We start from the raw sequence: 19,337 nt of genomic DNA, 5'->3' as shown, positions 1-19,337 counted from the left end.
ACCAGCGTGAGCGTCTTTGCGAGCCCGGTGTCTCCGGGGGGCGTGGCGGCGCCCACCGTGATGGTGATGGCGTCCCACTGCGCGACATCCTCGCTGTAGGGGGCGAGGTTGGTCGCGGCCCCTTCGATCAGAATGGCGCCGCCGTCGATCCGGGGGACGTCGATGGCGTGGGCGGTCAGGTCCAGCCATGCCGCCGACGCCCGGCTGAACGCCGCCGGCGCCTGGATCGCGCCGGCCTGGAAGAGGGGCGTGATCCCGGCGGACACCGGCACGGCCGGATAGATCGTCACGGACTCGACGCTGCCCACGGCGCCACCGACGAACAGGGGTCCGGCGGTCAGACTGTCCGGCGCGGTCCAGGGGTAGACGATGGTCTCCTCACCCCCGAGGCACACGGCGCCGATGATGAGGGCGCCGGACACGCGCCCCACGGCGCGCAGGCCGGCCAGATGCGACCGGACGTTTTTCGCCGAGAGGGCGGTCCGCTCGATCTCGCCGTAGGTGGCCTCGGTCACCGGCTTGCCGTGGACGTCCACTTCAAGCCGGAACGTGTAGGGGGCGCCCCCCTCCTGGTGCCACTCAATCAGCGTCGTGTCGTAGCCGAGCGAAGCCAGGGCACGTTTGACGGCGCCCACGGTGCCCTTGACGCTATGCACGGCGTAGCTGTCCGCGATCACCCGGCGTTGCGTCGTCTCCGGCCAGGCGTCGTCCCAGGTGTCAACGCTGCACGCCCAGGCGAGCCAGGGCAGCAGGTCGGCCGGACAGGTCCAGGGGTCCCACAGGGTCCGCACCACCCCCACGGGGATGGTCCCCACGCGGGCCGACGTCTCCGCCGCCGCGCGTTCAAGCGGGGTGGCATTGGGGGGCAGAAGGTCAGCCGGCATCGCGCCCCCCGTTGATGAGGGTAACGCCGGTGCAATGGGCGGCCTGGGTTGGGCCAACGGCGATGCAGACGTCGGCCCCCGGGTCGGCCGGTGGCGGCGGAGACGTCAGAACAACGCGCGTCACCCCGGACTGTCGCAACGCCTTGAGCAGGGCCGACCGGGTGATGTCGGCCCCCAGGCGGTGCAGGTCGGTCACGGTGTCGGAGAGGGCGGCCTCGGCGGCGGCCAGGACCGGCGCGGCGGCCGGGCCGGTCTCGAAGTACAGGGTGGCCTCGACGGCGTAGGGCAGGACGGTCGCACTTTCGACCGTCACGTGATCGGTCACCGGCCGAACGTCGTCATCGTCCAGGCGGGCCGCAACCAGCTCCAGCACGCCCGCGCGCTCATAGGACACGGTCAGGGTTGCCCCGGCCGGGATCGCCCCGCCGGCGGTGCGCGTCAGGGTGGCGGTCTCGGCATCCCATCGGTAATCCGTGACGAGGGCCGCATCGGTCACCACGAGGCCGGTGATCCGCTGCCCGTCCAGAACCACGCGGTCTCCGGTCAAGGTGACCTCAAGGTCGGTGACGGTCTCGCGCGCGGTCACGGTGCCGTCTTCGGTATGGCCCAACACGGTGACCACCACCTCGCCCGGGGTCGGACTGGCCACGGACACGTCGCGGACCCGCCCGTCGGCCTCCATGGCGTGATAGCGGTAGGCCCCGGCCGGCCCGGCGGTGCTCAGGGCCTCCCACGCCAGTTGGGCGCGGGCGCGCAGGGCCGCGTCGGTCTCCATCACCGCGTCGGTGGTGTCGGTCGCCTCGGCGACGGTCAGGCGTTCGGTGCCCAGCAGAGCGGCCAAATGCGCCAGGTCGGACCCCGTGGCATAGGCCAGCAGCGCCCCCTTGGCCGCGTCATTGAAGGCGGCGGTGAGAACGACGATCCGGTAGGCGAATTGCTGCAACAGGATGAGAACCGGGTCGGATTCCGATCCCCCGTCCCAATCGGGCAGGGCCTCGGACAGGGCGGTTTTCATGTCCGCCACCAGGGCGGCCAGGGTGGCCTCGTAGTCCAGGCCCTGGATGATGGCGGGTGCGGGCAGCCCGGACAGGTTCAGGCGGGGGCTCGTGGCGGTCATGACTGCCCCTCCCCGGCCAGCACCAAGGGCACGTTGACGGACAGGGGCCGGGCGGACACGCGCAGCATCAGGTCCAGGGTCAGGCGGGCGCGGCCGTCGAACTCGGGCGCGACGGCACCCCGCAGCACGACCACGCGCGGGTCCCAGCGTTCGACGGGATCGGCGGCGGCGGCGATCAGGCGCAGGGCGCCGGCTTCGGTGCCCGGGCTGTCCACCAGGTGGAAGACGTGGGAGCCGAAGGAGCGGCGGCGCAGGCGGGACCCCACCGGGGTGGTCACGATGGTGCGCACGGACTGGGCGATGTCGGCCAGCTCGTCGGCGAGGCGGGCGCCGGATCGGCGGGAGATGGACAGGCCCATGGGTCCCTCCCCTACCCGTTCACAAAGACGTTGTGGGAGCCCGAGGCATTGGACGATCCGCAGGCGATGGAATCGCCCACGCGCGCCCACGGGCGGCCGTTCACGAACACGTCGGGCGAGCCGGTCGCCTGGACGCTGGCGTGGGTCTCCGGGATGGCGGGGCAGGTGTGCGCGGCCCACGGATCGCCCACCCGATGGGCGCCCCGGCCGTTGGCGAACACGTTGGGGCTGGCGCCCGCGTTCTCGCGCGGCGGCCAACAGCCGTGACCGGTGCAGACATCCCCCAGGCGGACGGCGGCGGGCATGGGCGGCCTCACGGGTTCAGGTCGACGCGGTCGGCGTCGATCAGGATGTGACCGTCCTCTATGAGGATCACGGACGAGCCCACGCGCAGCTCGATGCGGTCGGGGGCGACCAGGGTCTCGGCCTGACCGGTCAGGACGCGGGCCGTGCCGTCGCAGGCGCGCAGGTCCAGCCGGTGTTCGTGGGCGCCGCTGTGGTAGCGGTGCACGGTGCCGTCCTCGTAGTGGACGGCGTCCGCCTGCGGGTCCGTGTCGGGGGGCGGCAGGGCGGCGGAATAGAGGGTCTGGACGATCTGGCCGTTGGCGGGATCCCCGGACGGGGCGGCGACCATGACCGGCTGGCCCACGCGCAGCGGGCGCCAGGCTCGGAAGTTGCGCCCCACCTCGGCGGGCCAGGGCAGCCAGCCGGTGAGGCGGCCGGCGAGGCGCACGCACACCCGGGCACGGTCATGATCCACGGCCGCGATGGTGCCGGCGCGCAGCATGTTGCCGGCGCGGCGGTGCAGATCGGCGGTGTCGATGTCGTGGTCGTGGCCCATGGCGCCACGATGCCGCCGGGCCGCACCCGACGCGACCGGGTCACGGTTGGAACGACGCCGTTCCAACCGAATGAACCGGGAGGCTCAGGGGGTGAGGTGTTGGAGAAGGGCCCGCCGGATCGCGGCCTGATCTTCGGGCGCCAGCCCCAACAGAGGGCGGGCCGGATAGTCGGCGACGCGGGCTTGGCCCTCGACCACCCGGTCCTCGCCCCCGTGATGGTGCAAGGCGGCGATGCGCCCGTCCCGGCCGCGCCAGCCGATCACCACGCCGTTGCCGGTCGCCTGGATGCGCAGGCGGCGGGACTGGCGCAGGCCCCGCATCATGGCGGCGCGCTTCCGCACGGCCCTGCCCTTCTCTTGGTTCTGCTCCTTGCGGGGCTCCCACGGCGTGCCGTCGGGGGCAACTTGGCGCGCCATGCGGGCCTGATTGCGGCGGCGGACGGCGACCGCAACGTCGCGCAGCACACCGCGTAACGCGCCGGTGTTGAGGGCCTTCAGCGCCCGGTCCATCCAGGCGTCCAGATCGGCGGTGCCCGTGACCTCGGTCATCGCATGACCGGGAACAGGGCGGCCATGTCCAGGGCCTGGGCGTCGGGATCGGGCTCCCGGTCGAGCTGAACGCCAGCGTCGGTGGCCGTGGCGCGGACCGTCTCGGTCAGGTCGAGGCGGATCTCCACATCGGCGCGGTCATGGTCGATGATGTCGGCGTGGAACGAGACGGCATCGGCGGCGGCGGCCGGACTGGTGCGGTGCATCCAGTCCGTCACCCACCACAGCAGGGTGCGGGGATCGCCGGACCAGTCGGTGACGATCACGGCGGCGCGGTACGTCAGCTCCAGATGGGCGTTGCGGGTCCCCCGGTCGGCGCGGACCGAGCCGGACTCGGCGGCGGTCAACAGACGGTTCGGCGTCACCCCGAGGGGCGATGCCAGCAGGTCCGCGCGCAGGTCGGTGAGCTTCTTCAAGAGCCGTCCCCATGGCAGGCGCGCGACTGGGCCCGCAGGACGGCGCAATCAGACAACAGGGGAATCAGCGGCGAGTCCGGCGGCAGGGCCTCGACCGCGTCGGCGGCGGCGTCCAGGGTGGCGGCGTCGTACGCGGGCACCGGCGGGCAGACCGGCGGCGGCTCAGAACCGGCCGTCGCGCAGCCGACGAGCAAGGCCAGCCCGGCCACGAGGGCGATCCGCCCCCGCCGAAAGCATGCGGTCCTGGACATGGGTCGTTTCCTCCAAAGCCTCCGCCCGGTCCTGTTGCCGGGCATCATGGGCGGCGTCCCGGCGCACCCACCACAGGGCGCCAAGCACGGCGCCGGCGGCGAGGGCGTAGCGCCCCAGCCGCGCGGCCAGACCGGACAGCCAGCCCGGCATCACGCGCGTTCCATGCGGTGCTTGCGCATCATCATGGTGATGATCGCCACCACGGCCAGGCCGGCCAGGGCGGACCCGACCCACGGCGCGGCGTCGGCCAGGGCGCGCACGGCCGGGTTGGTCGCGGCGTCCAGCACGTCGGGGGCGTTCTCGGCGGCCAGGGACAGCAGCGCGCCGCCGGCGGTCACCAGCCCGGCGGTACCGGTCTTGCCCGTGCTGGTGTCCAGCAACTTGCGCGGCGCGGGCCTGGGCGGCGGCGGGGGCGGCGCCGTCATCAGCACCGGCGGCTCGATCCCGGCCAGGGCAAGGCCCCGGTCGATCACCGCATCGCTGTACGGCTGTTCGCCGTTCTCGTGTGTGATGATCGCCTCGACCAGGGCGCGCGCCACCGGGTAGGTGTGCACGTCAACCGCCGTGTCATAGGCCACGCCCAGGCGGTCGGCCACGGCCCGCACATAGGCGGCCGTGTTGTTCTCGGCCGCCGGCGCCCATCGGCCGATCATGCCGCGCACGGTGCGGATCCCGTGCCGATCCTGATAGGTGATCAACACCCGGGCAATGGCCCGGATGCCCCATTCCGGGGCCTTGAACACCGCGAACCGGGTCTCGGCCCGCTGATCCGGCGTCATGTCGGCCAGGGCGGCGCGGCCCTGCCACTTCTCGCCCCGTTCGATGTTGCCCGGGTTGTGGTTGCGGATACCCCGAGGGGCGGACGGCGGCGTCTGAGTCATGGCTTGGGTCCTCCCATCACGAGTTGCGCGCCGCCCCACAGCAGGGCGAGCGCGCCCAGGGCAATCGCGGTGATGACGCCGCCGATGGCCTTGTCGGTGTGGCGGCGCAGGAAGCCGGCAAAGCGGAGGTCGCGGCGGAACTCCTCGACCTCGGCGGGCTTTTGGACGTCCACCCCAAGCATCGCGAAAAACTCCCGGGCGGCGCTGCGGCCGACCTCGGCGGCGATGCGGTCCACCAGCTCGTCGGCATAGGGGCAGCGGTCGGCGGCACAGTCGGCGGCGGTGTTGGGGGGCGGCGTCATGGTCTCACCAAAGCGTATGGGTGGGCGTCGGCGCGGGGGTCTCGCGCGGCGGCAGGGCAACAAGGGTACCTTCGGGCAGCACGTCGCCCAGGGCGGCAAGGCCCCGATTGGCCGGGGTGTCCAGCAGGACCTCGGTCATGGCGGTCTCGCCGTAGGCGCGCCACGCGATCAGGTCCACGGTGTCGCCCTGGCGGGCGCGGGTCAGTCCGGTCCCGGCCATCGGATCGGCGCCCCCCTAAATCAGCTCGATGGTGGCGCGGGGTCGCCCCATGAGGCGGGACAGCGCCTCGTGCGCGCGGGCCAGCCACTCGTCGGCCGTGGGCTCCAGGGCGTCGGCGCGGTCATGGCCGTCCCCGGTCGAATGGAAGTCGCGGGTGGCCCGGATCACGGCGGCGCGGACACGGCATTCGATGGCGGTCCGCCAGCGCCAGACGGACAGGGGCGTGCCGTCGAGGGGACCGGTCGGCGCCACGGCGGCGAGAGTAGCGGCGCCCTCGGCCTCCCGATCCGCGCGCCAGTCCGCCAGCACGTCGGCCACGGCATCAGCGGCTTCGCGCACCAGCAGGGTGAGGCGCCCGTCCGACCATGTGCCGTCCAGGCCCGTGCGGGCCCGCAGCGCCGTCACGTCGACCGGGGGATACCAGCCGTCTGGATCGACGGCGACCAGGACCGGATCGGCGGGGGCGGCGGTATGTGGAATGACGGACACCATCGGTCACGCTCCGGGCGTCAGGGGGTTTCAGCGTCTTCCGGATCGGATTCCGCCGCCTGCGCCGCCGCCTTGCGGGCGGCGTCCAGGGCTTTGCGGGCACCAACCTTGGGGTCGTAGGCGAGGGCCCGTTCCAGGCGTTCGACGGCCAGGGCCGGGTCCGTGCCGAGGACGGCCTCGCCCAACACCCGCAGGGCCTTCGCCCGGATCGGGTCGTGCATGTCCATGTCGGACGTCAGGCGCAGGGCGTCGTCCAGATGCGGCAGGGCGGCGGGATCGTCCATGGCCACGCGGGCCAGCTCCTCCACCAGCCACGCGGCGGGCGGCCGCTCGAAGCCCTCCGGCATGGCCAGGCCGTGGCGGATGACGTAGCCGGCCAGGCGCAGCATGGTGGCATGGTCGCCCACGTCGAGCGCCCAGATCATCATGTGGACCACGACCGGATCCTGACGCCCGGTGTCGGCCTCGAGCACGCCGTCCACATAGGGCATGTAGTCGGGCATGAGCTCGCGCTTGGCTTCGGCCCGGGCGACCATGGACTGGATGCCCCGGAGCTGGTCCCGGTCGCGCTTGAGCTGGGCCAGCATGCGATCGAGCCCGGAGCCGGCCGCCGGGGCCGGACCGGCGGGCGCGGGACCGGCGGGGGACCCGGCGGCATGGGCGCGGGCCGCGTCCGCCAGGGCGAGGCTGCGCGCCCGCGCGATCTGGGCCGGGGTCGCCATCACGCCCACCCGCCGGCGCCGTCGGGCACCTGGATGTTCTCGATCAGGCAACCCGCGCCCGTGTCTTCCATCACGTAGCACTCGTTGACGCTTTGGAAGTCCTCGATCCGGTCGCGCTTGGCGTTGTCCACCACGGTGCGGCGACGGGTGCCGGTCTGCCAGTAGATGGACAGGTTCTTCGGGTTGGCCAGCAGGATGGAGCGGGTCGGGAAGAACGGGACGAACAGGGCCGTCTTGCCGCCCACGGCGCGGCCGGCCTGCATGGTCTTCAGGGCCTCGGCCTCGGTCGGCGTGCCGCTGTGGGCCTCGATCAGGCCCAGCATGCGTTCGGTGTACAGGGAGCGCCCGCAGATGGCGACGATCCCCGGATCGTCCTTGTACCAGTCCTCAAGGTAGCTGTTGACGGCGTCGAAGATCAGGCCGTCGAGGGTCTTGTAGTCCGCCCCCGCCTGATCGCCCACCTTGGGACCAGCGAAGACGCGCGCCGGATCGACCGTGCGCAGGTATTCCAGCCAGCCGATGTTGACGTCCTGCAGCAGCGGGTTGGCCGTGCTGTCCGTGTTGGCGGCGGCACTGGTACCGTTCCAGCCGATCATCAGCCGGTCCCGCGCGATCTGTTCCACCACCTTGTTGCGCACCCGGGTCTGGAAGTCCCGGAACTTGGCCCAGGCGTCCAGGGTCGCATACCGGATATGGGTGTCGAAGTTGGTCTGGCGGCACAGGTACTCCCGACCGGTCAGGTCATGGACGTCGCGGGGCTGGCGGTCGGCGGCGGTCGTGTCGGTGCGGCTGGCCACCGGGCCGGAGGTGCCCAGACCCAGCACCTGGCCCGACTGCTGGGACACGCCGATGACGTTGACGCGGCCCAGGAAGTCGGCCGTCTGCTGGATGCGGTTTTCCAGGGTCTGTTCGACGGTGGGCTCGACGGCGAAGGACTCGGTGACGGACGTCACGCCGTTGAGCTGCGCAAGCTGAGCGCAGTACGTGGTGAACGCGAGGCGAGTGGCGCGATCCATGGTCAGCAGTCCGTGGCGTGGGTGGTCGAGGTGCCGCCGGCCGACAGGGGCCGGCCGGCAAGGGCGGGGGTGTGGCTGAGGGCTTCGACGAGCTGGTCGAGCCGCGCGCCAAGGGCCGCGATGGGGGCGGTGACCGGGTCAGACTCGGGGGCGGCGGGCTGCGCCGGAGCACCGGCCGAAGCCGGAGACGACGCGCCCGCCGCCGTCGCCGGCGGCTGCGTGGGGGGGACGGCAGCCGGGGCCGGCGAGTGGGAGGCGAAGGCCGTGAGGCTGCCCACGGCCCCCGCCAGTTCGATCAGGGCGGATTCCATGCCGGTCAGGCGGGCGTCGGTCTTGCGCCCCTCGCCGCTGAGAAGCTGGCGGATGCGGTCCATGAAGCCGGGGTCCGCCCCGTCTTCGGCCGAGGGACCGGGCAACGGGCCGGCCAGTTCCAAGGCCTCGCTGAACAGGTGGTCGCGCATAGGCTCCGGCAGGGTGCCGGCGGTCGCACTCAGCTTGATGAGTTCGGTCCCCAGCGAGGCCGGGGTGTCGGTCACGGACAGGCCGACCATGTACGCCTTGCCGGTGCCCGCCATGTTGGGCGCCATCTCGATGGACCAGTAGGACTTGTCCCGGTTCTGGGCCAGGGTCACGAGGCGGTCAGTGGCGTCCACCTGGGCCAGGAGCACGCGGGCCCCGGTGGCGGCGTCCGTCTCCGCCCGCAGGGCCAGAACGTCCCCCAGGGCCGACAGCGGGGACTCCGGCACGATGGAGCGCAGGTGTTCGACGAACACCCGGGCGCCGTAGGTGCGCGGGTTGTAGGTCTCCGCCATTTCGTCGATCTGTTGGGGCGTGATCTCCCGCCCGTCGATGGTCCTGCCCGACTGGCAGACCTTGAACCACTTGGTGCGCACGCGCTCTCTCCGTTTTGGATACGGGCTCGCTTTCGGGCAGCGTGCGCGGAGGGGTTTGCTCGAAGCCAGAGGCTCGCGGTTGGAACGACGCCGTTCCAACCCATTGGGGCGTGCGTTGCGGCGTTCGGCGCGGCCCCATGGGCGCCATGACGTCCGACACTGGAACAGCCCGCACCGACGCCCGCGCCCTGTATTGGCAGGGGTATTCCGTCGCCGACATCGCCCGGCGGCTGGGGATCGCCTATGGCACGGTGGACAGCTGGAAGCGCCGCGACACATGGGACGAGGCGCCGCGCGCGGCCCGGATCGAGGACGCGGCCGAACGCCGGCTGGCCGTGCTGATCGCCAAGCCGGACAAGACCGAGCGCGAGCTGGACGAGATGGAGCGCCTGGGCCGCCTGATCGAACGCACCGCGCGCGTGCAACGCTATGAGACGACGGGGCGCGAGTCCGACCTCAACCCCGCAATCCAGAACCGCGCCGAAGGGCGGCGGAAGGCGAAGGTCGCCAAGAACACCCTGACCGAGGATCAGGTCGCCGCGTTGCGCGCGGACTTCCACGCCCACCTGTTCGCCTATCAGCGCACTTGGTGGGACGCCAAGGATCAGCACAAGCGGCGCAACATCCTGAAGTCCCGCCAGATCGGCGCCACCTGGTACTTCGCCCGCGAGGCCGTGTTGGACGCCCTGGAGACCGGGGACAACCAGATCTTTCTGTCCGCCTCCAAGGCCCAGGCGCATGTGTTCAAGAGCTACATCGTCGCCTGGATCAAGGACGTCACCGGGGTGGAGTTGCAGGGCTCGCCCATCAAGCTGGGCAACGGGGCCGAACTGTACTTCCTGGGCACGAACACCAAGACCGCGCAGAGCTACCACGGCCACGTCTACCTCGACGAATACGCCTGGATCGGCAAGCTGGCCGAGTTCAAGAAGGTCGCGTCGGGCATGGCGACCCATAAGAAGTGGCGCCTGACCTACTTCTCGACGCCGTCCACCATCGGCCACGACGCGGCCAGCTTCTGGGACGGGCGGGAGTTCAACCGCGACCGGCCGCGCGAGGATCAAGCCGCGTTCACCCTGGCGCACGAGGTCCTGAAGGACGGCCATGTCGGGCCGGACGGCGTGTGGCGCCACATGGTCACCATCGAGGACGCCGCCGCGCAGGGCTGCGACCTGTTCGACATTGCGGACCTGCGCAAGTCGTACAACGAGCGCGACTTCGCCAACCTGTTCCTGTGCCAGTGGGTCGACGATGCGGCGTCGTTCTTCACCTTCGCCGAGCTGCAAAAATGTTCGATCGATGCCTGGGACGCTTGGCCGGACATCCCGGACGGGCCGAACCGCCATAGCATCGGGCCGGTGTGGATCGGCTATGACCCGTCGCGCAGCCGCGACGATGCGTCGGTGGCCGTCATCGCCCCGCCGAAGACCGAGGGCGGGGCCTATCGCGTGGTCGAACGCCTGACGTTCTCCGGCGTCGACTTCCACGCCCAGGCCCAGGCCATCCGCGAGCTGACCACGCGCTACCGGGTGGAGCGCATCGCCGTGGACGTCTCCGGCCTCGGCCAGGGCGTCTATGAGATGGTGCGCGACTTCTGGCCCGCCGTCGTGGCGATCACCTATTCGGTCGAGGTCAAGGCCCGCATGGTGCTGAAGGCCAAGCACCTGATCAGCCGCCGCCGCGTGGAGTGGGACGCGGGCCAGACCGACATCCCCCTCGCCTTCCTGGCCATCCGCCAGACCATGACCGCGACCGGCCGCCAGATGACGTTCCAGGCCAGCCGATCCGACACCACCGGGCACGCCGACGTGGCCTGGGCGATCATGCACGCCCTGGACCGTGTCGAGTTCAGCGGCCTGGACGACACAGACGACGGCCACTCAAGCGGCCGGCGCGGCTTTGTGGAGATCTTCTGAGATGACCGACCAGACCCAGCCCGAGACCGAGACCGCCACCCCCGCGCCGCATGTCGAGGCCTTCACCTTCGGCGACCCCGAGCCCGTGTTGGAGCGCGGCGAGATCCTGGGATACTTCGAGTCCGCCTGGAACGGCCGCTATTACGATCCGCCGATCAGCTTCGACGGCCTGGTGCGGGCGCTGAAGTCGAACCCGCACCACGAAAGCGCCGTGGGCCTGAAGGTGCAGATGCTGGCCAGCCTGTACCGGCCGCACCCCCTGCTGTCCCGCAACGCCATGACCCGGATCCTGCAGGACCGCATCGTGCTGGGGAACGCCTGGGTGCAGCGGGTGGACAACATGCTGGGCCGGCCCATGGCGCTGAAACCGACGCTGGGCCGGTTCACCCGCGTCAAGCGGGACGGCGGTGCCCTCATGCTGATCGACGGCCAGGAGGTGGAGTTGGGCGGTGACGTCCTGCATATCCAGCAGCCGGACCCGAGCCAGGAGATCTACGGCCGCCCGTCCTATGAGGCGTGCCTTCAGAGCGCGTTGCTCAACGAGGCCGCGACCCTGTTCCGCCGCAAGTACTACGTCAACGGCAGCCACGCCGGGTTCATCCTGTACATGACCGACCCGGCGCAGGATCAGCGGGACATTGATGCCCTGCGCACCGCCCTGAAAGAGAGCAAGGGGCCGGGCAACTTCCGGAACCTGTTCATGTATGCGCCCAACGGCAAGGGCGATGGGATCAAGATCATCCCCATCGCCGAGGTGACGGCCAAGGACGAGTTCCTGCAGATGAAGACGGTGACCCGCGACGACGTGCTGGCCGCGCACCGAGTCCCCCCGCACCTGCTGGGCATCGTGCCGCAGAACGCCGGCGGCTTCGGCGACGTCTCCAAGGCCGCCCCCGTGTTCTGGTACCTCGAACTCCGCCCCTTGGCGATGGAGATTGAATCAGCTATCAACGTTTGGATAGGAGACGAGGTGGTGGGGTTCGAGGAGTTTGGGATTCCGGACGCGGACGGAGGGTAAGGCAAGTTCTTCTAGCAGGCTTGGGAAGCCGCCTTTCATGACACTGCCGCAGGCAGGCAAACTTTTTGACGAATCCAAGATCGAACCGAGCTATGCATGTTGTTGCGCATTGTCACGGTTACAGCGAAGAAAGGCTAGGATTACACTTTTTCAGGATGCCTCCAATCGGTTCGGCTATACTGAATAAACACTTGGATAACACCCCCAAGGGATACAATTATGAAGACTAACTATCAAGAGCTTCCAAATGATGTGCGTAGTGTGTTTGAGGTCCTCCTTGAAGGCTGGCAGGCGCACAATTTCAACATTATACAAAAGATAAATGGTGGAAAATCCGGAGCATACATCTACGTTGTGGACATAGAATGTAATAAATTGAACGGTCGTGGAATACTCAAAATCGTCCCACCAACCGCGGGCAATGAGTGCGGAGAGATAGAATCCGCAAAAAACGTAACCCTGTTTAATCAAAATTTCGCTCAACAATATTTCCCAACACTCATCGGGCATGATACAATCGATGATATACTATTCTTATTATACCAAATTGCGGCGGGTAGCCTCCATTTTTGTGAACCTTTAAAAGACATCTGTCATCTTTCAGCCCTGCATAAGGTGTCCAATAATATAGATCGCCTACTATTCGATCTGTGGCCAAAACACTCGCCTTTTGGTGACGCGCCAATAACTAAGAAAAAGACATCAAGTGAACTCCTTGGTGAATGGCTGGGTTACCGCGCCACCCCAGAAAAAAGCCGTGTACCAGAGGTGTTAAGCGCTCGCAACATTGATGCAAATGCTTCCTCGTTCCTTTTGGAAGGGATTTGGATGCCGAACCCTTGGTGCTTCATAACATGCGACGAAAAAATTCCAGACCTCAAAGTTCATTACGGTCCTTGTCACGGTGATTTTCATGGAGGCAATATTCTTATTGAACGCCGCGGCCAAAGCTTCAACACAGAAAAAATAACTATCATTGATTATGATAATTTCTCTGAAGAAAAACCATTTTTCTTCGACCACTTTTATTTATTTTTTGACCGTTTAATCAGAGAGGCAGGAACACTGCCCGATAAGGAATGGTGTGATTTGGTCACTTATCTGCTCGGCGGCGACACCCAGCCGCAAGTTAATATTTTGGCACAGGCGAACTTTTTGAAGGACTGGATCTCTCGCATTGTTGATCGTTGCAATAACTGTGTTGGTACGGCTGAACCGCTTCAATTTCAGATGTATCTTGCTGCTTTAGCTGTTGGGTTGACTTTTGCGCATCGTAATATTGACGAAAGAAAAAGAGATTTAGCTTTTTTGTTTTCTTCATGCTCTTTAAAGTGCTTATTGCAAATTTCTGACAAAGAACGTGATTGGCCGAAAACAAATCTAAAGTCCTGGGAAGGGACTGCTTTTGACGGAAATGACGCTGCGGACCACGGTAACCTTCGCGCATTCTGGACAACATGTGGGTCTTTCGACGAAACCTCTGATGTGTACATTCTTATCACAGGAGCGTGCAATGATATTGCAGCAAAAGCGATTGCGCGACTACCTATTCTACTAGTGATTGACGTTGCGGATGTCGACGGACCGTACCATCATAAAAAAATATTCCAGGATGCCGCAGCATCCGGCCACAACTGGCATACACTGACGTCAGACAGTCAGGTTTCAATCGGTTTTCGAGATGGTGGGAAAGCAATTATTCGCCTCAAACCCAATTTCGAGGAGCTTTCTAATTTATATTGGCGAAGAAATATAAAAAAGTTAGTCGTAAATCAGCTCGAAAATATAGCGGCTGCAAACCGTTATAAGCAGTTTATTGTTCTTCTCTCACCGACAGTCGAACATTGGGATGTCTACAAAAGCGTTGTCGAAACTCTAGATGAAGTGCTTTCCGAGGCGATTGCGAAGTTTGTTGCGCTTGCACAAACAAACTCCGGACGGGACGGCCAGTTAAGAGAATTGGAAAAGCTGGAAATAACCGTAATTAAAGCCAATGGAGGCCTGTCCACGCTCGCGTTGGCGACTACCTTGATGCGGGGCGAACATGATTTCGACGATGAAAGGATACGGATTCCTATAGCGAAGGAAAGAGGTGGCCAGGATGATACCCAATTAGAAATCAGTACCGAAGACGCTTCACAATTTCTTGAAGATTTTGATGTCCTTCACGATGGGATGGGCGCGGAAAGATTCATTGAGGGAGATTTTGAAAACTTTGTTCGCGGGCATGAAATTTCCTGGCACGGCGTACGCAAAGGCCAGGCGGTGGAGCGTGATCATGTGACAATTTTAAAGCGCAAGGTCAGAGAAAATATCGTGGCCGAACATTGCCGAATTTTGCACGTTTGGCACCCGCCGGGCGCCGGAGGAACAACTCTGGGGAGAGTAGTCGCGTGGAGCTTCCGAAATAAGTACCCGACTATTTCCGTCAAGCGTTGGAGCCGCCATTTGCCAACGAGGATACACCTTTTAAGCACTTACTCAAATATGCCAGTTCTTATATTGTTGGACGGTCGGATCTCCTCGTCGGGCGAAGTACGCGAGCTGCAGAAAATACTATCTAGCCAACATATTAAGGCACTTCTTCTGTACGTGCGACGCAAATCATCAAACACAGAAGTGACAGGGCCTGATTTATTAATTGAAGAGCAATTATCAGCTTATGAAACCGAAGATTTTTTTGAGATGTATTCACATTTTTGCGATCAGAGCGCTCGCGACACGCTGCGAAATCTAATTGACTCTGGAAACTACCGTTATCGAACACCCTTCGTATTTGGTGTTACCGTTTTTGGCGGGGGGTATAGTCCGATCAAAGACCGTGTCAAAGAAGTTTTTGATGAAGGAAATGCGCGACTTAAGAAGTTGCTTATAATTCTTTCAATAGTAGCGAAATTTTCAGAGGTTAAATGTCCGATTGCGGTTGGAAAATCTATATTGGGCTTAAATAACCGCAATAGGATTCGGTTGCGCGAAGAAATAGATAGCGTCGGAAGCTCACTTTTAGACATGGATAATCGTGATATGTGGGTACTCCACCCCGTCATTGCTGATGAGATACTCGAAAAAGCATTTAGCGTTATAAACGTTCAATTGGATGATCGTTGGCTTAGCTTCCTGCCAGATTACCTCTTGTCTTTGATTGATGCGACAAGTGATGCGGAGTCTATTCCCGACGAATTTAATAATTTTATGCAAGAATTATTTATTCAGCGTGATTTCGATAGTAGCAACCAATTCTCGCAACTTGTAGAACGAATGGACGTTGAGAATGGTAGAAAAATACTGGAACGCCTGACTCAAAAGTTTCCGCGCCAGGCGCATTTTTTCCACCATTTGGCTCGCTTTAAAAATCGGAAACTTCACCTTACAATGCGAGAATGCCTTGACGACATCAATATTGCAATTGATCTGGATTCCTGCAACGCGTTGCACTATCACGGTTTAGGACTGATCTATCGCAGCGAAGTTTATAATATTTGTGAGCAGCTTAGGGACACAGATGTCGCCGCGTATTCTGTGATCATGTCCTATTTTCAGGAACTGAAGAATAACCATAAGAGCGCAGAAGAAGCATTTAATGTGGCGCGTAGCCTGGATATTGGAAATGAATATGCTTTTGTCAGCGATATTCAAATGAAAACGCGTATAGTGGAAGCTTTTGTTTCCACAACTACAGGAAATAATTTCGCTGTTTTTCTTCGGTCTGACGAACCATACGTAAAGTGGTGCTCCGATCTTTTGTGTGCGTCTAAGGATCTGATGATGCAGCTTGATCGGGTTCAAATTGGACTACACAGCGATATGCGGGATCAGTGTGATATGAAACTGAGAGAGGTAGCAGGCGATACCACTGTTGTCATCGCGGGATACGAAAATCTTTTAAGGTCGCGGAAAAAATCGGACGTGGCATGGATCCGGCGTGGACTTGCCCACGCGTTGATCGCCAAATCGAATCGGATCGTAGAGCAGGACGCGGTTCGGATTTACCAACTTTTTGAAGAAAATATTTCCAATGATCCTGCAGGAAATGTGACCGATATACGACACTGGTTCGCGGCCTATCGCGAGCTTCGGCGTTTTTCTCTCGATAGCGCAATGCAACGGATTGAACAGTGGGCAACAGCAACTGGTGACATCGAGGCCTACTTCTATAGATATATTCTCAAATTTGTTGCATTCTACCAGCGGCGCATAACCGAAGTATCGGTCGTAAAAGAAGCAATTGAAAATTCGCGATCTCGTTTTCCAGAAAACTTCCGTTCTTTTGTGTACGAGTGGTGGGTTGGGCAACCTGACCATCTTCCCGTGATGAGTACTCGAGCATTGGGTGAATCTCGCCCTGGTCAGAATTTTAATCGCGTGGCAGCGCCCAACGCGGTGCTTGAGGGGCATGTTGCATCCATTGAAAGACCTCAACTGGGTTATATTGATTTCCGGGGCATACGCATCACTTGCACACCGGGTACTATGTTGTTGGAGGGGCGGGACGAGGGCAAGCCCGTCAGGTTCAAGCTGGGCTTTCGGTACGACGGCCCTTACGCGTGGGACCCTGAGCTCATCGATTAAAACGAGAGCGATGTTGTTGCGATAAACCTTGTAATTTCCCGCACGTTCGTTTCAGCCGCCCACCGACATAGCCGGTTCCAGGGTGCCAACGGGGTAGACCGCGATTGGGCTGGGGCGCCTCCGACAACACTCCGCCACCGGCGAGTCGGGCCACAACCTCGCCCAACATGCGCCGGCCCATGGGCGCCAAGTCGCGGCGCCACAGGCTCGCCGGGGTGTCATCGGCGCGCACGAAACACCAATCCTGGGCCACGATGGGGCCGGTGTCGAACCCGTCATCCATGCGGTAGACGGTACCGCCGGTGACCGGATCTCCGTTGTGGATCGTCCACCACACCGCGTCCCGGCCCCGATGCAGCGGCAACAGGCTGGGGTGGTAGCCGATCACCCCATAACGAGCCGCCGCGCGCGCCTCCGCCGGCAGGAACACATGGCAGTGCGCGGCCACCGCCAAGTCACAGGGCGGGATCGCGGTTCCTTCCAAGCGACGGCCGGGGCCGTGCAGGCTCAAAGGCAGCCCCAGGGAGCGGGCGGCGTCCGCCAACCGGTCTTCCGCGTTTGGTGCGATGATGTGCAGGTCATGCCCCGCCGACGCAAGGTCGGCGGCGACGGTGGCGGCCAGCCACTTCTGGCCGATCACAACGATCTTCATGATGCCCCCAGATACCGGAACCCCTGAACGGCGCGCAGGTGCCCGCCGTAGCCGGTTCCGTGGCCCGACTTGCCAAGGCTCGCAGCCGACCGGCCCTTGTGGGCGCCGGTCAGGGTCGCGGAGACCTGCGTCCAGGCGGGATGCTTGCGAAGGGCGGCGGCAAGGCCGGGGTGGGAGGTGTGGAACAGGGTCCGCAAGGGACGGCGGAAGGGATTGTTCCCCTCTGCCCAGACGGCGCACACCGCGTTCAGGAAGGCCGTGCCGACCCCGATCCCCTGCCACTCGGGCATGACCACCAACCGGCAGGCCCGGGCCTCCACAACGCCGGGCTGGGTCGTGACGCCCAGATGCGCGAGCGGGGCACCGTTGACCGTGCCGACGTAGCACCGGGCGGCGATCATGTTCGGCAGCTTCAGATAATGATGCGGCTCGAAAAGCGGCCAGTTGGCCCAGCCGGTTTCCACGATCTCAAGGGGGAGTGGCGGTCGCCGTCGGCCCCTCCCCACGGTCACCGCGCCGGTGGCCGTGTCACAGCTCCAATCCGGATCCAGCCAATCCAGGATGTCGTCGTGCGGGGTCAACAGGATCAGGCGGCCCTCGGGCACCGACCGGCGCCACGCCTTGGCGAAAGCGGCGGCGCCGACGCGGGCAATCTGGCGGTCGAGGACGCTGGTGAACTCGTCCACGATCACCGGGCGGTCGGGCCGCGACAGGACCAGGCGCGCCATGTCGGCCCGGAAGCGTTCGCCGTTCGACAGCACGTCATGGGGCCGCAGCCAGGCCGGGACGGAGCCCAGCCCGACGGCGGTCAGGACCTGGGTCACGCGGTCGAACGGAAGGTCAGGCCCCAGGGCTTCGATCAGCGGCGTTCCAGCCGGCCAGTCCGGCGCCCAAAAGGTGGCGCCGATGCGGTCCACCAGGGCGCGGCCCAGGGTGGTCTTGCCGGACCCGGACGGGCCGTGGATGACGCCGATCCCGGTCCAGGTGTCCGGCAGGTCGACCGCAAGGGAGAAGCCCTCGGCCTCCCCCTCGCAGTTGAACAGGGACCGCACGCGGGCGGCCCGATAGCCCGGGCCGGCGGTCGGCCCCTTCTCAATGGTGATCCTCATACGGCCACCACCCGGAGCCGCAGCCCCATGGCCTGGAGGGTCTCGTAGGTGGCGCGCTGGTGGTCTTCGTCATCGCAGACGACGATGACCGCCCACTGGGGGCGATAGGTGAAGCCGTTGCGGCCCGGCGGGGGTTTGGGTGCCATCGGGGGGCGTGTCCGTGTGCGGTGCTCCCGGGCGCCCGGATGGGGGGCTCGACCGGCACGGAGTCGCGGCCCTCCAAACGTTGATGACCCCGCAGCGGGGGCATTTGATGCTGATCAGCCCGGCGCTCAGGTCCTGGATTTCCCCAAGCTTTTTGCGGCAGGCGTGGCAGCGGATTGACTCCGGAAGCATGGTCGGTCCCCTTTCGTCGTCTCGCGCGTGCGTGCGAGGGCGGGCCGCGCTTCATGGCGGCCGATATGGACGTGGGGGAGTTGCTGCTCCCGGCTTGGGGCGTTGCTGCGCCCCGGCCCCCGCCGACGCGGCGGCGAGGCCACGGCCATCCTTCCCACCACCCGTATCCCGCACCACCCCGACGCGGTTGGAACGACGCCGTTCCAACCCAAAGCCCGCCGGCCCCGCCGCCGGCCGCCGCCACTCCCCCGTCTGTCGTGCGCGGGGGGGAGCGGACGACACAAAAACGGCCGCCGATCTTTGCAGCGCCGAGACGGCCGGAAGCCGCGCAAGCCTTGGGCGTTTCGTGGTAGGATGGCGGCGGTCGATCTCTGCAAATCTCTGCATGCTTCGGCCTTGGGGCGGGACCCCGTCTTCACCCCCAATCTTTGGGGTACCTGCGGAAAAGAGTAACCTTGGTCATATGGCGGCGAATTGCCCGCCAACCCCCTGATTTACCGCGATAAAAATATTACTGCGGCCGGGTTAGGTCGAGTAACATAAAGAGTAATGTTTTCAGAATGCTTTGATAATACACGATTTTTTGACCGGCGCATATGACCCTTTAAAACAGTAATGACATTACCTTTCCATTCCTCAATTGTTACCGTTCGCTTGATCCGGAAACGCCGTTCATCTTCAACGCCCTATCCCTGTTTTTCGTAACCGGGGCAGAAGTGCGGGCGGTCAGGCTTGGCAGCGCGCTGTGACGAGTTCGGCGAGGTTCGGCACGGGGGAGGCGACAGGGGCGCCGAGG

General features: G+C 64.5%; 22 protein-coding genes and 1 pseudogene. 3 read left to right on the top strand and 20 right to left on the bottom strand.

What is annotated here, in order from left to right:
• From BLS85_RS17800 to BLS85_RS17730, 16 genes are all read right to left on the bottom strand, one after another.
• Positions 1-884, bottom strand: an 884-nt coding sequence (locus BLS85_RS17800) for a phage tail protein I (protein ID WP_092788084.1), incomplete at its 3' end; no start/stop codon positions are given.
• Positions 874-2,001 carry a baseplate assembly protein gene (locus tag BLS85_RS17795; RefSeq protein ID WP_092788083.1) on the bottom strand — a complete coding sequence of 376 codons (1,128 nt, stop codon included), beginning with the start codon at positions 1,999-2,001 and terminating at the stop codon, positions 874-876. The genes BLS85_RS17800 and BLS85_RS17795, both read right to left, overlap by 11 nt.
• Positions 1,998-2,360, bottom strand: coding sequence for a GPW/gp25 family protein (locus tag BLS85_RS17790; RefSeq protein ID WP_092788082.1), 363 nt, complete (start codon positions 2,358-2,360; stop codon positions 1,998-2,000). The genes BLS85_RS17795 and BLS85_RS17790 overlap by 4 nt, the downstream gene beginning before the upstream one ends.
• 11 nt (positions 2,361-2,371) lie before the next feature.
• The gene (locus BLS85_RS17785; RefSeq protein ID WP_092788081.1) at positions 2,372-2,665 is read right to left on the bottom strand and encodes a PAAR domain-containing protein; all 294 of its coding nucleotides are present in this window, start codon (positions 2,663-2,665) and stop codon (positions 2,372-2,374) included.
• A gap of 8 nt (positions 2,666-2,673) precedes the next feature.
• Positions 2,674-3,201 carry a phage baseplate assembly protein V gene (locus BLS85_RS17780; RefSeq protein ID WP_092788080.1) on the bottom strand — a complete coding sequence of 176 codons (528 nt, stop codon included), beginning with the start codon at positions 3,199-3,201 and terminating at the stop codon, positions 2,674-2,676.
• Positions 3,202-3,285: 84 nt separating this feature from the next.
• Positions 3,286-3,750 (bottom strand): phage virion morphogenesis protein, encoded by a 465-nt coding sequence (locus BLS85_RS17775; protein WP_092788079.1) that lies wholly within the window; start codon positions 3,748-3,750, stop codon positions 3,286-3,288.
• Positions 3,747-4,166 carry a phage tail protein gene (locus BLS85_RS17770; protein WP_176793898.1) on the bottom strand — a complete coding sequence of 140 codons (420 nt, stop codon included), beginning with the start codon at positions 4,164-4,166 and terminating at the stop codon, positions 3,747-3,749. The genes BLS85_RS17775 and BLS85_RS17770 overlap by 4 nt, the downstream gene beginning before the upstream one ends.
• A complete protein-coding gene (locus BLS85_RS19340; protein ID WP_218128500.1) occupies positions 4,163-4,306 on the bottom strand; it encodes a hypothetical protein in 144 nt (47 codons plus the stop codon). Before BLS85_RS19340 ends, BLS85_RS17770 begins: the two co-directional genes overlap by 4 nt.
• A gap of 22 nt (positions 4,307-4,328) precedes the next feature.
• The gene (locus BLS85_RS18915; protein WP_143027258.1) at positions 4,329-4,568 is read right to left on the bottom strand and encodes a hypothetical protein; all 240 of its coding nucleotides are present in this window, start codon (positions 4,566-4,568) and stop codon (positions 4,329-4,331) included.
• Positions 4,568-5,299: a hypothetical protein gene (locus BLS85_RS17760; protein WP_092788076.1), complete on the bottom strand. Its 732-nt coding sequence runs from the start codon at positions 5,297-5,299 to the stop codon at positions 4,568-4,570. The genes BLS85_RS18915 and BLS85_RS17760 overlap by 1 nt, the downstream gene beginning before the upstream one ends.
• A complete protein-coding gene (locus BLS85_RS19545) occupies positions 5,296-5,601 on the bottom strand; it encodes a hypothetical protein (RefSeq protein ID WP_245699284.1) in 306 nt (101 codons plus the stop codon). The genes BLS85_RS17760 and BLS85_RS19545 overlap by 4 nt, the downstream gene beginning before the upstream one ends.
• Positions 5,602-5,605: 4 nt before the next feature.
• Positions 5,606-5,821, bottom strand: coding sequence for a tail protein X (locus BLS85_RS17750; protein WP_092788075.1), 216 nt, complete (start codon positions 5,819-5,821; stop codon positions 5,606-5,608).
• A gap of 15 nt (positions 5,822-5,836) precedes the next feature.
• The gene (locus BLS85_RS17745) at positions 5,837-6,313 is read right to left on the bottom strand and encodes a head completion/stabilization protein (RefSeq protein ID WP_092788074.1); all 477 of its coding nucleotides are present in this window, start codon (positions 6,311-6,313) and stop codon (positions 5,837-5,839) included.
• A 17-nt stretch (positions 6,314-6,330) separates the two neighbouring features.
• Entirely contained in the window at positions 6,331-7,032 is a 702-nt protein-coding gene (gene gpM, locus BLS85_RS17740) for a phage terminase small subunit (protein WP_143027257.1), read from the bottom strand.
• Positions 7,032-8,048, bottom strand: a complete 1,017-nt coding sequence (locus tag BLS85_RS17735; RefSeq protein ID WP_092788072.1) for a phage major capsid protein, P2 family — start codon at positions 8,046-8,048, stop codon at positions 7,032-7,034. The genes gpM and BLS85_RS17735 overlap by 1 nt, the downstream gene beginning before the upstream one ends.
• Positions 8,049-8,050: 2 nt before the next feature.
• A complete protein-coding gene (locus BLS85_RS17730) occupies positions 8,051-8,941 on the bottom strand; it encodes a GPO family capsid scaffolding protein (RefSeq protein ID WP_176793896.1) in 891 nt (296 codons plus the stop codon).
• Positions 8,942-9,087: 146 nt separating this feature from the next.
• On the opposite strand from BLS85_RS17730, the gene BLS85_RS17725 reads away from it, so the two are divergent.
• From BLS85_RS17725 to BLS85_RS18910, 3 genes are all read left to right on the top strand, one after another.
• Positions 9,088-10,857, top strand: a complete 1,770-nt coding sequence (locus BLS85_RS17725; RefSeq protein WP_245699283.1) for a terminase large subunit domain-containing protein — start codon at positions 9,088-9,090, stop codon at positions 10,855-10,857.
• Between the two features lies 1 nt (position 10,858).
• The gene (locus BLS85_RS17720; protein WP_092788070.1) at positions 10,859-11,875 is read left to right on the top strand and encodes a phage portal protein; all 1,017 of its coding nucleotides are present in this window, start codon (positions 10,859-10,861) and stop codon (positions 11,873-11,875) included.
• A 219-nt stretch (positions 11,876-12,094) separates the two neighbouring features.
• A complete protein-coding gene (locus BLS85_RS18910; protein WP_143027255.1) occupies positions 12,095-16,444 on the top strand; it encodes a protein kinase family protein in 4,350 nt (1,449 codons plus the stop codon).
• On the opposite strand, the gene BLS85_RS17715 is transcribed toward BLS85_RS18910, so the two are convergent.
• From BLS85_RS17715 to BLS85_RS19820, 4 genes and pseudogenes are all read right to left on the bottom strand, one after another.
• The gene (locus tag BLS85_RS17715) at positions 16,434-17,096 is read right to left on the bottom strand and encodes a formyltransferase family protein (RefSeq protein WP_092788069.1); all 663 of its coding nucleotides are present in this window, start codon (positions 17,094-17,096) and stop codon (positions 16,434-16,436) included. The genes BLS85_RS18910 and BLS85_RS17715 overlap by 11 nt on opposite strands.
• Positions 17,093-18,205: an AAA family ATPase gene (locus tag BLS85_RS17710; RefSeq protein ID WP_092788068.1), complete on the bottom strand. Its 1,113-nt coding sequence runs from the start codon at positions 18,203-18,205 to the stop codon at positions 17,093-17,095. The genes BLS85_RS17715 and BLS85_RS17710 overlap by 4 nt, the downstream gene beginning before the upstream one ends.
• Positions 18,202-18,351 carry a hypothetical protein gene (locus BLS85_RS19540; protein ID WP_245699282.1) on the bottom strand — a complete coding sequence of 50 codons (150 nt, stop codon included), beginning with the start codon at positions 18,349-18,351 and terminating at the stop codon, positions 18,202-18,204. The genes BLS85_RS17710 and BLS85_RS19540 overlap by 4 nt, the downstream gene beginning before the upstream one ends.
• 70 nt (positions 18,352-18,421) lie before the next feature.
• Positions 18,422-18,541: pseudogene (locus BLS85_RS19820) on the bottom strand (Com family DNA-binding transcriptional regulator); the annotation flags it as partial.
• Positions 18,542-19,337 lie beyond the last annotated feature (796 nt).

The organism is Rhodospira trueperi, from assembly GCF_900101965.1.
Taxonomy (GTDB): Bacteria; Pseudomonadota; Alphaproteobacteria; order Rhodospirillales; family Rhodospirillaceae; genus Rhodospira; species Rhodospira trueperi.
Note: the sequence above shows the minus strand (reverse complement) of the source record. Positions and strands in the feature narration are given on the sequence as shown.

Coding starts and splice junctions, on each gene's coding strand:
- BLS85_RS17795 (WP_092788083.1), bottom strand. CDS start 2,001: ATGACCGCCACGAGCCCCCGCCTGAACCTGTCCGGGCTGCCCGCACCC.
- BLS85_RS17790 (WP_092788082.1), bottom strand. CDS start 2,360: ATGGGCCTGTCCATCTCCCGCCGATCCGGCGCCCGCCTCGCCGACGAG.
- BLS85_RS17785 (WP_092788081.1), bottom strand. CDS start 2,665: ATGCCCGCCGCCGTCCGCCTGGGGGATGTCTGCACCGGTCACGGCTGT.
- BLS85_RS17780 (WP_092788080.1), bottom strand. CDS start 3,201: ATGGGCCACGACCACGACATCGACACCGCCGATCTGCACCGCCGCGCC.
- BLS85_RS17775 (WP_092788079.1), bottom strand. CDS start 3,750: ATGACCGAGGTCACGGGCACCGCCGATCTGGACGCCTGGATGGACCGG.
- BLS85_RS18915 (WP_143027258.1), bottom strand. CDS start 4,568: ATGCCGGGCTGGCTGTCCGGTCTGGCCGCGCGGCTGGGGCGCTACGCC.
- BLS85_RS17760 (WP_092788076.1), bottom strand. CDS start 5,299: ATGACTCAGACGCCGCCGTCCGCCCCTCGGGGTATCCGCAACCACAAC.
- BLS85_RS19545 (WP_245699284.1), bottom strand. CDS start 5,601: ATGACGCCGCCCCCCAACACCGCCGCCGACTGTGCCGCCGACCGCTGC.
- BLS85_RS17750 (WP_092788075.1), bottom strand. CDS start 5,821: ATGGCCGGGACCGGACTGACCCGCGCCCGCCAGGGCGACACCGTGGAC.
- BLS85_RS17745 (WP_092788074.1), bottom strand. CDS start 6,313: ATGGTGTCCGTCATTCCACATACCGCCGCCCCCGCCGATCCGGTCCTG.
- gpM (WP_143027257.1), bottom strand. CDS start 7,032: ATGGCGACCCCGGCCCAGATCGCGCGGGCGCGCAGCCTCGCCCTGGCG.
- BLS85_RS17735 (WP_092788072.1), bottom strand. CDS start 8,048: ATGGATCGCGCCACTCGCCTCGCGTTCACCACGTACTGCGCTCAGCTT.
- BLS85_RS17725 (WP_245699283.1), top strand. CDS start 9,088: ATGACGTCCGACACTGGAACAGCCCGCACCGACGCCCGCGCCCTGTAT.
- BLS85_RS17720 (WP_092788070.1), top strand. CDS start 10,859: ATGACCGACCAGACCCAGCCCGAGACCGAGACCGCCACCCCCGCGCCG.
- BLS85_RS18910 (WP_143027255.1), top strand. CDS start 12,095: ATGAAGACTAACTATCAAGAGCTTCCAAATGATGTGCGTAGTGTGTTT.
- BLS85_RS17715 (WP_092788069.1), bottom strand. CDS start 17,096: ATGAAGATCGTTGTGATCGGCCAGAAGTGGCTGGCCGCCACCGTCGCC.
- BLS85_RS17710 (WP_092788068.1), bottom strand. CDS start 18,205: ATGAGGATCACCATTGAGAAGGGGCCGACCGCCGGCCCGGGCTATCGG.
- BLS85_RS19540 (WP_245699282.1), bottom strand. CDS start 18,351: ATGGCACCCAAACCCCCGCCGGGCCGCAACGGCTTCACCTATCGCCCC.